General features: G+C 41.5%; 8 protein-coding genes. 7 read left to right on the top strand and 1 reads right to left on the bottom strand.

Annotation, left to right across the window (positions count from 1 at the left end; all coding sequences use genetic code 11):
- The first annotated feature begins 84 nt into the window (after positions 1-84).
- The 7 genes from psbB to FRE64_RS11050 all read left to right on the top strand — a co-directional run bounded on the left by psbB (position 85) and on the right by FRE64_RS11050 (position 8,683).
- Positions 85-1,614, top strand: coding sequence for a photosystem II chlorophyll-binding protein CP47 (gene psbB, locus FRE64_RS11080; protein ID WP_146296204.1), 1,530 nt, complete (start codon positions 85-87; stop codon positions 1,612-1,614).
- Positions 1,615-1,722: 108 nt separating this feature from the next.
- Positions 1,723-1,818 carry a photosystem II reaction center protein T gene (locus FRE64_RS11075; RefSeq protein ID WP_015226094.1) on the top strand — a complete coding sequence of 32 codons (96 nt, stop codon included), beginning with the start codon at positions 1,723-1,725 and terminating at the stop codon, positions 1,816-1,818.
- Between the two features lie 244 nt (positions 1,819-2,062).
- The gene (locus tag FRE64_RS11070; protein ID WP_146296202.1) at positions 2,063-3,235 is read left to right on the top strand and encodes a 30S ribosomal protein S1; all 1,173 of its coding nucleotides are present in this window, start codon (positions 2,063-2,065) and stop codon (positions 3,233-3,235) included.
- 138 nt (positions 3,236-3,373) lie between these two features.
- Positions 3,374-4,156, top strand: coding sequence for a dihydropteroate synthase (gene folP, locus FRE64_RS11065; RefSeq protein ID WP_146297342.1), 783 nt, complete (start codon positions 3,374-3,376; stop codon positions 4,154-4,156).
- 68 nt (positions 4,157-4,224) lie between these two features.
- A complete protein-coding gene (locus FRE64_RS11060) occupies positions 4,225-5,199 on the top strand; it encodes a cysteine synthase A (protein ID WP_146296200.1) in 975 nt (324 codons plus the stop codon).
- 206 nt (positions 5,200-5,405) lie between these two features.
- Positions 5,406-6,668 (top strand): RNA-guided endonuclease InsQ/TnpB family protein, encoded by a 1,263-nt coding sequence (locus tag FRE64_RS11055; protein WP_146296198.1) that lies wholly within the window; start codon positions 5,406-5,408, stop codon positions 6,666-6,668.
- A 71-nt stretch (positions 6,669-6,739) separates the two neighbouring features.
- A complete protein-coding gene (locus tag FRE64_RS11050) occupies positions 6,740-8,683 on the top strand; it encodes a S9 family peptidase (protein ID WP_146296196.1) in 1,944 nt (647 codons plus the stop codon).
- Here the strand turns inward: FRE64_RS11050 and FRE64_RS11045 are convergent.
- A complete protein-coding gene (locus tag FRE64_RS11045; RefSeq protein ID WP_146296194.1) occupies positions 8,673-12,950 on the bottom strand; it encodes a helicase domain-containing protein in 4,278 nt (1,425 codons plus the stop codon). The two genes, FRE64_RS11050 and FRE64_RS11045, sit on opposite strands and share 11 nt — an antisense overlap.
- Positions 12,951-12,953 lie beyond the last annotated feature (3 nt).

The following is a 12,953-nucleotide window of genomic DNA, read 5'->3' as shown; positions in this document are numbered from 1 at the left end:
CTCAAGTTCCAGACTAAGAGATAAAGATGTAAAATTTTTGTAAACCTTGGCTCTCATTTATTAAAAAAAGGAGGAGCGTAGTCTATGGGACTACCCTGGTATCGAGTTCACACAGTTGTCTTAAATGATCCAGGACGATTAATTTCCGTCCATTTAATGCATACCGCTTTAGTGGCAGGTTGGGCCGGATCAATGGCGTTATTTGAATTAGCCACGTTTGATCCTAGTGACCCAGTTTTAAACCCCATGTGGCGACAAGGAATGTTTGTGTTGCCCTTTATGACCCGTTTGGGCGTAACTGAATCTTGGGGTGGCTGGAGTGTTACGGGAGAAACCGCCGTTGACCCTGGTATTTGGTCTTTTGAAGGTGTCGCGATCGCGCACATTATCCTCTCAGGATTACTCTTTTTAGCTGCCTGCTGGCACTGGGTTTACTGGGATTTAGACCTCTTCTATGATCCCCGTACTGGTGAAGCGGCTCTTGACCTTCCCAAAATGTTTGGGATTCACTTATTCTTAGCGGGCTTACTTTGCTTCGGCTTTGGAGCATTCCACCTCACGGGCTTATTTGGGCCAGGGATGTGGGTATCAGACCCCTACGGCTTGACGGGTCATGTGGAACCCGTTGCCCCAGAATGGGGTCCAGAAGGCTTTAATCCCTTTAATGCAGGCGGTGTTGTTGCCCACCATATTGCTGCCGGAATTGTGGGAATTATTGCCGGTATTTTCCACTTAGCGGTTCGTCCACCGCAACGACTCTATCGCGCATTACGGATGGGGAACATTGAAACCGTCCTCTCTAGCAGTATTGCTGCGGTATTCTTTGCTGCCTTTGTGGTTGCTGGAACCATGTGGTACGGTAGCGCCACCACCCCCATCGAGTTATTTGGTCCCACCCGTTATCAATGGGATCAGGGTTATTTCCAAGAAGAAATTGAACGCCGTGTGGATAGTTACATGGCAGATGGCTATAGCCGATCTGAGGCTTGGTCACAAATTCCTGAAAAACTTGCCTTCTATGACTATGTGGGCAATAACCCCTCCAAAGGTGGTTTATTCCGTGTTGGCCCCATGAACCAAGGGGATGGTTTAGCCCAAGCATGGCTGGGACACCCTGTATTTAAGGATGCTGAAGGACGTGAATTAAGTGTGCGTCGTCTTCCCAACTTCTTTGAAACCTTCCCTGTGGTTTTAGAAGATGAAAATGGCGTGGTGCGTGCGGATATTCCGTTCCGTCGTGCTGAATCAAAATATAGTATTGAGCAAATGGGCGTAACTGTGAGCTTCTTTGGTGGAGCGTTAGATGGTCAAACCTTTGAAGATCCCTTACAGGTGAAAAAATACGCTCGGAAAGCACAATTAGGAGAAGTATTCTCCTTTGACAAAGAAACCCTTGACTCAGACGGGGTATTCCGCACCAGTCCTCGTGGTTGGTTTACCTTTGGTCATGCGGTCTTTGCTCTCCTGTTCTTCTTTGGTCATATTTGGCATGGCTCTCGTACCCTCTACCGCGATGTCTTCGCTGGTGTGGAAGCTGACTTAGAAGAACAAGTAGAATGGGGTGCATTCCAAAAAGTGGGTGACAAAACCACTCGTAATCCCAATAATGCCTAGTTTCATCTAGTGTCAGATCGCGAGAGGATCGGTATTTTTGCTCCCTCTCGCTTTTTTTGCCTTTCCTGTTAAACTGTTGTAGTGAAGGGATAATAAAAAACTAAAAATATGGAAGCTGTAGCATACATTTTAATTCTCGCCTGCGCGATCGGAGTCTTGTTTTTCGCGATCGCGTTCCGTGAGCCACCACGTATTAACAAATAGTCATCAAGATTGTTAAACCTGATACCGAGCCGTTTGTCTGCTACTTTCCAACTTCTAAAAGAAGTGGCGGAACGGCTTGGTGTATTACAATTAGAAAAAATTTAGCTCTTAACCTAGAAAATCATAACAAAAATCAATTATAATAAAATGTCTGTGCAATATTTTTACTCTATAAACGTCAGTAAAAATAAGATTTGAGAACTATCAACATAACGGAGATCAAAACATAGGAATCGAAACACACATGGTCAGTCAGAACGCAACATCGAATCGAGACATTGGTTTTACCCATGAGGACTTTGCTGCCCTCTTAGACGAATACGATTATCACTTTAACCCAGGAGACATTGTGCCGGGGGTTGTTTTTAGCGTCGAACCGAGAGGGGCTTTAATTGATATTGGCGCGAAGACTGCCGCGTACATTCCCATTCAGGAAATGTCAATTAACCGTGTCGAAGAGCCAAACGAGGTTCTCCAACCCGAAGAAACCCGAGAATTTTTCATTCTGACTGACGAGAATGAAGACGGTCAATTAACCCTTTCCATTAGACGCATTGAATATATGCGAGCATGGGAGCGGGTTCGTCAATTGCAAGCAGAAGATGCCACTGTCCGTTCGGGGGTATTTGCTACCAACCGTGGCGGTGCTTTAGTTCGCATTGAGGGCTTGCGCGGTTTCATTCCTGGTTCTCACATTAGCACCCGTCAACCGAAAGAAGACCTAGTGGCGCAAGACTTACCGCTAAAATTCTTAGAAGTGGATGAAGAACGGAATCGCTTGGTTCTCAGTCACCGTCGCGCCTTAGTCGAGCGGAAGATGAGTGGCTTGAAAGTGGGCGAAGTGGTGATTGGCTCAGTTCGTGGTATCAAACCTTATGGCGCATTTATTGATATTGGCGGCGTAAGTGGCTTACTCCACATTTCAGAAATTTCTCACGACCATATTGATACTCCCGGTAGCGTCTTTGATATCAATGATGAATTAAAAGTGATGATCATTGATTTAGATGCGGAACGGGGACGGATTTCTCTCTCAACGAAGCAGTTAGAACCGGTAGCTGGTGCAATGCTGAGTGATCGTCAGTCTGTGTTTGATCAGGCAGACAGAATGGCGCAACGCTTCCGTCGCAAGTTACAGCTGCAAACTCAAGGACTCGCTAGTGAAGAAATTGAAGCTCAACTCAATGAAGAGTTTGGCCCCATTGGCAAACGTCCCGGACAAGAGGAAGCAGAGGAAGCAACAGAAAGCACAGAAGCAACAACAACTGAAGAGGTAGCGACTACGGAAGTTGCCACAGAAGAAGCTCCAGTTTCTGAGGAAACCACCACTGAAGAAGAAGAAAGCGGGGAAACCCCAGAAGCATCTTCAGAGGTAGAAACGGGTGATGAAGAAGTTGTTTCGGCAACTAATGAGTAAAGATTAAAGATGATTAAGATAGAAAAGGAGGGGCTGCCCCTCTTTTTTTTGTAGGAGGAAATCATAGTGGTTGGGGAAAATTCGTCTCCTTTGACAATTCGGGATCAAACCTTTGTTTGGGGAGAAAAAACTTATTTAATGGGGGTGTTAAATATTACCCCTGATAGCTTTAGTGATGGTGGTGATTATAATCACTTAGAGGCAGCGTTAGATCGCGCTCAAAGGTTAGTAGAAGCTGGGGCAGATATTTTAGATATTGGGGGGCAATCTACTCGCCCTGGGGCAAAAACCATTTCCCTAGAAGCAGAATTAGAACGGGTGATTCCTGTAGTTCAAGCCATTCGGAAGCATCTAAATATTCCGATTTCTGTGGATACCACTCGCGCCGCGATTGCGCAACAAGCCATCGACGCTGGGGCAGATTTAGTGAATGATATCTCTGGGGGCAGGTTTGACCCAGAAATGTTAGCCATAGTTGCTGAATTAGAGGTGCCCATTATTTTAATGCACATTCGGGGAACCCCAGAAACCATGCAACAGTTGACCGATTATGAAAATTTAGTGGGAGAGATTCTAGCTGTATTGCAAGAGCGAATTAATGCTGCGCAAAAAGCAGGAATTGCAGGATCGCGGCTTATTATTGATCCCGGCATTGGCTTTGGCAAAACCGCCGAACAGAATCTGGAATTATTACGGCAATTACATCAGTTTAAAACCTTAGGCGTACCAATATTAGTGGGCACCTCTCGTAAAAGTTTCATCGGTAAACTTCTCAATCAAAGTGATCCGAAAAAGCGCGTCTGGGGAACCGCGAGTACCTGCTGTAGCGCGATCGCGCAGGGAGCGGATATTCTCAGAGTCCATGATTTGCCTGAAATGTGGGAAGTGGCAACAGTTGCCGATGCTATTTGGCGTAACTGATTCCTTAGCAATTACGATAAAATTCGGGTAGCGATAAAAACCGTGAAATAATAAGTATTAAAAAGAGAATGGACGTTAAACAAGGCTTTGTTGGCACCGTGGGCAATACTCCCCTTATTCGTCTCAATCGTTTAAGTGACGAAACCGGTTGCGAGATTTTAGGAAAAGCTGAATTTCTAAATCCAGGGGGTTCGGTGAAAGATCGCGCCGCCCTTTACATTATTAAAGATGCCGAAGAAAAGGGACTCCTCAAACCCGGTGGCACAGTTGTAGAAGGAACAGCAGGGAATACTGGCATTGGCTTAGCCCATATTTGTAACGCCAAAGGTTATAAATGTTTAATTATTATTCCTGAAACCCAATCTCAAGAGAAAATTGATGCTCTACGCACTTTAGGCGCAGAAGTCAAAACCGTTCCCGCCGTTCCTTATCGCGACCCCAATAATTATATTAAAGTCTCAGGACGCATTGCAGAAGAAACCGAAAACGCCATTTGGGCAAACCAATTTGATAACATTGCCAACCGAACCGCCCATTATGAAACCACTGGCCCCGAAATTTGGCATCAAACCGATGGCAACCTTGATGTTTGGGTAGCAGCCACAGGAACAGGCGGCACTTATGCCGGGGCTTCTATGTATTTTAAGGAAGTAAGCCCTAACATTAAATGTATTGTCGCTGATCCCATGGGCAGTGGCTTATATAGTTACGTCAAAACTGGAGAAATTCACACCGAAGGAGGATCAATCACGGAAGGCATTGGTAATAGTCGCATTACTGCTAATATGCAAGGTGCGCCTGCTGATGATGCTATCCAAATTGATGATCCCACCTGTGTGAAAATGCTGTATCGCCTCTTATATGAAGAAGGCTTATTTATGGGCGGTTCTGTGGGGATTAATGTGGGAGCCGCCTATGCTTTAGCAAAACAAATGGGGCCAGGTCATACAATAGCCACTGTGCTTTGTGATAGTGGCACTCGATATCAATCCCGTCTCTATAATAATCAGTGGTTAGAAGAGAAAGGACTGTTACCGAAGTAATGAACTATCTTCAATGGCACAAGCTGACAGAGGAAACTTCGTGTAGCAAACAGCCTGAAGCAGGAAACAAGCATGGCGACGCGCTTGATTTTTCCGTCATAATGTGTCGCGTTTGACCATAAATAGCAGGATTCAAGCCTCGCCCTTCTAGGGCGATTTCATTAGTTATTTTGTTATAATTTTACGTAGATAAGTCTAACGTCAAAATGTTTGTTCTAGAGTTCAAGTTAAAAGGCAATCAAACTCAATACCAAGCCATCAATGAAGCGATTCGTACTGCTCAATTTGTGCGGAATAAATGTCTTCGCTATTGGATGGACAACTATGGCGTTGGACAAAAAGACCTTTATCACTATAACACCCAACTTCGAACCGAATACCCCTTTGTCAAAGCTCTTAACTCTCATGCCTGTCAAACATCCGTAGAACGGGCTTGGTCAGCCATTGTCCGTTTCTATGAAAACTGCCAAAACCAAAAATCAGGCAAAAAAGGATTCCCAAAATTTAAGAAAAATGTCCGTTCGGTAACTTATAAAACTAGCGGTTGGAAATTATCCGAAGACCGTAAACGCATTAAGTTTACCGACAAAAAGGGAATTGGTTGTCTGAAGATGAAAGGGGGTTGGGACTTGCATCGAATCCAACTAGAGCAAGTTAAAAGGGTCCACTTGGTTCGTAGAGCAGACGGTTATTACGTTCAGTTTGTTGTCAAAGAAGACTTGAGCAATCTTGTACCAACTCAACTAGAGCCAGCCAAACATAGTGTGGGTTTAGATGTTGGACTTAAATACTTCTATGTTGATTCCGATGGTAATCAGGTTCAGATTCCACAATACTACCGTAAGGCGGAAAAACAACTGAACCGTCTCAACCGTCGTAAGTCTCGAAAGTTCCGTAAAGGTCAATCTCAATCTAATAACTACCTCAAGGCGAGGAATCGTTACGCACGGAAACATTTGAGAGTAAGTAGGCAGCGAAAAGAGTTCTGTAAAGAGACAGCACTCCGTGTTATCCAATCGACAGATGTGGTAGCCTATGAAGACTTAAATGTTGCAGGATTGGTGCGAAACGGGAAACTTGCTAAGAGTATTAATGATGCTGCTTGGTCAACGTTCCGCCAGTGGTTAGAGTACTTTGGCAAAAAGTACGGAAAGATAACAGTCGCTATCCCTCCCCACTATACATCGCAAACATGTTCCAAATGTGGAAGGGTGGTCAAAAAGACTCTTTCTCAAAGAACCCATGAATGTAAGTGTGGGATCGTTATCTGCCGAGACCACAACGCAGCTAAAGTGATCTTAAGAAGAGGATTAACTACCGTAGGGCATACGGGAAGTTTGGAGTCCGACTCCATAGACGCTTGGGGAGATTCCCCCTCTACTTTGGCTGATAGCAATCGCTATTTGTCAAAGCAAGGGGAGTCGTCTGTCGAACCTAGTTCGGTGAACCAAGAATCCCCCTCCTTATAGGAGGGCGGAGTGTCAAAGGAGAAGATGTCAGATAATTAATAAGAAACGGTGAGAGAGTACAGTTAATAACCATGTCCAATCAAAATATTGCTCCGTTTGGCAGTTGGAAGTCTCCCATTACCTCCGATTTAATTGTTGCTGAAAGTATTGGCTTGGGGGGAGTAGTCTATGATGATCAAGATATTTATTGGTTAGAAGGACGACCATCAGAAGGAGGACGTTCAGTTTTAGTGCGACGTACTCAAGAAGGAACCGTTAAGGATGTTACCCCACACCCTTATAATGTTCGGACTCGGGTTCATGAATATGGCGGTGGTGCGTTCTTGGTTACTAAGGGCACAGTTTATTTTTCTAATTTTAAGGATCAACGGATTTATAAACAATCTCCTGAGGGGGATCCCATTCCATTAACTCAAGAGGCAAAACGTTCTTATGCTGAATTACTTTTAGATCAAGGGCGCGATCGCGCGATCGGGATTTGTGAAGATAGTACAAATCTTGTTGATGCAGAACCCCAAAATTATATTGCTGCCATTGATCTCAATACGGGAGAAGTTACCCCCCTCGTTTCTGGCTGTGACTTTTATGTGTCGCCAAGACTTAGCCCTGATGGTGAAACCCTAGCTTGGGTACAGTGGAATCATCCCAATATGCCCTGGGATAATACTCGGTTGTGTACTGGCAAAGTTAAGGAAGATGGCACCATTGGTGATATTGAAACAGTCGCCGGAGGAGAAGGGGAAGCCGTTTGTCATCCGCTATGGTCGCCAGATGGGCAATTATATTTTGTCTCTGACCGCAATAATTGGTGGAATTTGTATCGCTTAACTGCTGAAGGGGAAGTAGAAGCGTTATATGAGATGGAAGCGGAATTTGGGTCTCCTCATTGGGTGTTTGGATTATCTTTATATGATTTTATTTCTTCAGAAAAAATTGTTTGTACCTATACCCAAAATGGACAGTGGTATCTTGCCACCTTAGACCTAAATACAAAAACCCTCAATACTTTAGATGTCGGTTACACCGATATTGGATCAATTCATGCCCAGGGCGAGAATATTGTTTTTCTGGGCGGTTCCCCCACTACTCCTACTTCTGCTGTGCAGATGAACCTAAAAACAGGAGAACAGGAAGTTCTCAAGCAAGCCACGAACTTAGAAATTGATACAGGCTATTTCTCTGTTCCTGAACCCATTGCCTTTCCTACCACTGGAAATAAAACGGCTTATGCTTGGTTCTATCCCCCGCAAAATAAAGACTATTCTGCCCCAGAAAATACCTTACCCCCCTTAGTTGTAAAAAGTCATGGTGGCCCCACAGCAGCCACAAGTCCTCGCTTTAACTTGAAAATTCAATACTGGACAAGTCGCGGTTTTGGTTATGTTGATGTTAATTATGGCGGTAGCACAGGCTATGGGCGTGAATATCGGCAACGGTTATATAAAAATTGGGGCATTGTCGATGTCGATGATTGTGCCAATGTAGCGCAGTATTTGGCGAAGGTGGGGAAAGTTGATGGCAATCGTTTGGCGATTACAGGAGGAAGTGCAGGAGGTTATACCACTTTGGCTGCTTTAACCTTTCGGGATGTGTTTCACGCTGGGGCAAGTCATTATGGAGTGAGTGATTTAGAGGCGTTGGCAAAGGAAACCCATAAGTTTGAGTCGCGATATTTAGATACGCTGGTGGGAGAATATCCTCAAGAGAAGGAACTTTACAAAGCGCGATCGCCGATTTATCATACTGAGCAATTATCTTGTCCCGTAATCTTTTTCCAAGGGTTAGAAGATCAAGTGGTTCCACCCAATCAAGCCCAGAAAATGGTAGAAGCCATTAAAGAGAAAGGATTACCCGTAGCTTATGTTCCGTTTGAAGGGGAACAACATGGTTTTCGCCGTGCTGAAAATATCAAACGAGCCTTAGATGGAGAATTTTATTTCTATTCTCAAATATTTGGGTTTACGCCTGCTGATAATATTGAACCTGTAGAAATTTGCAACCTCTCTAGAAGGTAATTTCAATTTTTTCACTAAGACCTTGTATTTTTAATTCCACCTTAAACCCTTCCTTGCTATATAAGACATTCCCCCCAAAACTTCCTGAAGGGGAGACAAAGGATAATCCTTGCTTCCCTTGAGGCTTTAAGATCATTTCCCCAACTTTAACTTGACTCGTTAAACCATCAATACGAATAGTTTGTTGACTTAACTGATCCAAAATTAGTATTTGTTGCGCCTTTTTCATTACTTTAATATCAAGATGGCGCACTTTTAACTGCATAATTCCCTGCGGGAAAGATTCAACTTGGGCTTCCTGAGGATACTTTAAGAATGATTTTTCAGTGGGAATGGGTGAAGATGACTTTTGTTGAATGCGAATTTGAGGTGGCGTTAATTTAATTTCTTGTGGCGGAATACTCCAGTGAATTGCTCGCCGTTTGACTTCTTTTTCTAAATTATTGGCTCTTTCATTTTTTCCTTGATTTTGGAAATAAAGAGCTTGTTTTTTCTTCACTGCTAACCAACGTTGACGAGCAAATTTACGCAATTTTGAAGAAGTTTGGTTTCCTGTATAATTCTCATAAAATTGTAGAGAGAGAACTAAAGCCCCCATCTTTTCTAAAATTACCCCTACGTAATAGGTTGAGTAATTTTGAGGTTTGGAGAGAGGGATAATGCTATCCTGAAATAAAGTTTCTAGGCGTTGACGTTGCTGTTTATTGAGACTTTCTGGGGTTAACTTAGACGCAGCAAGGCGAGTTAGGAAAGGAAGGAAAAGAGTATTTGTATTTTGAATAATTTGGGAAATATAGCTTTCAAGAGTAGTAATCATTTCTTCCCAATGCTGGAAGTGGATATAGTAACTTATTAATCCGCTAATAAGTTTTAAACTGGGAGAAGAGATTTTTTTCCAACAGGCGTGTACTTTATCTTTTTTGTTAAGATGACAATAGGCTTGTAGCGCTGTCTCATAATGAGAGTTGGCTTCTAAAACAGGAGCAACATAGCTTAACCATTGGGGTTGCATCGGCTTGTTGGCTTTCTCCCACGCTTGTAAAATTTCTTGATTAGCTCCCAATCTTACTAAGTATTCTAACCCTTTCGGCATTCCTAAAATATAAGCTTTGGCTCGATAATATTCGGGAATATTGGTAGTTTTACTAAGCTCCCAACAATTAATAGCTTGTTGATAATTTTTGCTGTAGAAGTAACAATAGCCTGCTAATTTTAAGTATTTGTTTTTACGATCTTGAGTAATAATAGAGCTAACTTTCTCTAGAATTTGAGCATGATTTTCACAATTAGAGTAAAATTCTTGACTTTTATTCTTAATAAATAAATTAATTTGTTGGTAGTAACTTTCTAGAGCATTTTGCCATTGAGGACTAAGAATTTCTTGCTTGAATTGCTCTTTATTAAGCTGAGACTTTAGAATTTGAGTAAAGTTATCAAGTTGTGATACTTGCGGATTACTTGATAACGTTGCCATGTATTCAATGAGTGGATAGTCATTTTCAATTCTGAACCAAGAATTTTCATCAATGTCTGCTTCTGTTTCCTTAAAATGATGATAAAGTTTTAGTAGCTCTTGCCACGCCATTCCTTGCCAAAAACAATGCCAGGCACTTTCTAATTTTTGCTGTTTTAAGAAAGAGTGACCTGCTTTAATAAATTCTCCATCTAGTTTTAACGCTTCTGCTTCACAAACTGCTGCTTGTTCTTCTTGTTGCAGACGCTTATAGGCTTGATGGGCTCGCCATAGAAGATCAGAATTTTTATTATTTAATCCTTCTGTCATTAAAGTTTCTGCTATGGTATAAGGATCATCTTTTCCTAAACTTTCTGGCGTATATCCCCAATTCAGTAAATGAATTTTATTTTCCCATTTTTGCAAATGAGAGAGATGATTACGAATTAAATTTTGTAGTTGGTTACTATCACTAGCATATTGCCATAGATGTTGCTCACCTTTTTGGGTGTCAACGATAAAAAGCTGTTCTGTAGCACGACTAGTAGCGACATAAAGTTTATTCAAAAAATACTTGATCTTTTCTAAGTTTTGCGAAGAAGTAGCAAAAATATCTTGAGGACAATTATCTCCAAATTTATAGAGTATGACTTGCTTAAATTCTAAACCTTTTGCTGTAATTGCACTCAGCATATTCCATGGTTTACTACCATTATTAATTTCTGGGAATAAATCCTTTAATAATTGATCATTACGAATATAATCAGTTTCTCCTGTTTCATCACAGGGTAAAATAATTAAGGAGTCTTGCATATAAAGTTTAGCTTCCTCAGGAGATAAGTTTTCCCCTAAGATATACTTCTCAGGACTACTTTCCCCAATTCTACGAGCAGTTTGGGGTTCAAGTTCAGCTAATTCAAATAAATGAGTGCGCCATAACTGAATTAAATTACTTACACCAACAATTGCAGGAAATGAGCGATAATTGCAAACTAGTTCTTGGAAATTCATTTCTAAGTTAAGGTTTCCTGTTGGCGATAAAGCTGTCAAGACTTCGTTATAAAATGTAGCTTTTAAGCTTGCCCAACGAAAGCCTGTGGGATTAAGTGTTTGTAGTGGATCACCTGCAAAAGCAAAGGGAAGACTGGGAACAAATTCATGCTCTAGATCATATTTTGAAAACACAGAAAGACGCATGATTAATTGCAATTCTAAGCGAGTAAAATCTTGAGATTCATCACAAAAAATAGCCGTATAATCTGGGGAATAATATTGATGGAATAATACCCAGCGAATTAAGTCCTGATCATCCCACGCTTGATTTTCTTTAGTATATCTATAATACCAGTGCCAAACTTGATTATAAATGTTTTTAAAGTCATCTTCACTAACAATTTTTTCTCGATTAGGAATTTCTTGATAATCTTCAATACTTAAATAGTTATTTCGCTCATCTAAATGATATCCTTTGATAAATGTCCGAATAACTAACCAACATTGTTCAGGAGAATATCGCGGTAAATGTCGCTTACATAATTGCCGAAAATAATGGAATGAAATATATTTATCAGTGGAGAAAAGTTGCTTTTCTTCAGGGGGTAATAAATTACGGAGGAATTGGCGGAAACTTTTAAAAAAAGGAGAAATTTGTGGTAAAGGGTTACTAAATGGCTCTTTTTCTGTAAAACGGTGATGGTTTTGTAATAGGGTAGCAACTTGCTCTTTGGCAACTTTTAAAAGTCGGTCATTATAGGCAAGAAATAGAGGATGTGGTTTCTTAAATACTGCTTTTTCGTCTTCTTGGCAAATTAAAAAATGACGATGACAATAGTCTGCGAAGAGGTGGAAAAGCATGGTTGATTTGCCACTGCCTGCCTGTCCATTTAAGAATAAAGGAAGAGAAGGGTAAGAGGTAGAGACAGAATGTAATATTGCTTCCTCTTCGGCAGATAAGGCTAAGTTAGTGGTTGTTTCGTCTTCAATGGCAAGCCATGATTCTTCGGAATAAATAATTTCATGGGTATAAGATCGTTGCGCCCAATTAGTGAGATCATCTAAATAGATTTCTTGAGTAAAGTTAAATTGTTCTTTTTGAATAATTTGAGCAATTTCTTCATCGGTTGGGCGGTTCAGAAATGGATAAAGTAGAAATAAAATTTCTCTAGGAGACTCATCTTGGGTGATTAAGTAAGTATAGAGAAGGTGACATTGTTGATTTCCATGGAGTCGCACTTCCCAGTCAGGATAAAATAGCCCCGGAAGTGTTGTCATATCAATTAAATCAACAATTAACTGATAATAATTTTGCCAATTTTGGCGAATGGTTAGGTTTTGAAATTGTTGTACCCAACTTTGGCTTTCGTAAATTAAAAGAGTATTGGTGTCAATTTCCCAAGTGGGAGGCTGTAACCAAGGGTAAAGATGACTGGGAAACCGTGGGGACGTAGTGGTATTATTTGAGGTAGCTATTTGCTGTTGTTTTAGCCATTCTCGAAGACGACTTTCTTCTACTTCTTTTGCCCAAGACTGATGAGCATAGTTTTCGCGATCGCGCAAAAAATCTTTATATTCACTTGCCCCCCGGTGAAATAAAGTTAGCCAGCATAAAATGGGAGTATTGTCAACACGATAAATGCGAGCAATAAGGCGTAAATTTCTTTCTTTGCGTTTGAGAAAAGGATAAATGCGCTCAAACCGAGACTGCGCTTGACTAACTGACATCTGTGCTAATTCTTCACAGAGACGATCTACTTCTTGCTCCAGATTATGGAGTTGCAGTTTTTTCTGAAAAGACTCGGTTCGATAAATGAACATACT

The sequence above is a fragment of the Euhalothece natronophila Z-M001 genome (assembly GCF_007904085.1).
GTDB classification, from domain to species: Bacteria; Cyanobacteriota; Cyanobacteriia; order Cyanobacteriales; family Rubidibacteraceae; genus Halothece; species Halothece natronophila.
This window is presented reverse-complemented; position numbering and strand designations above follow the sequence as displayed.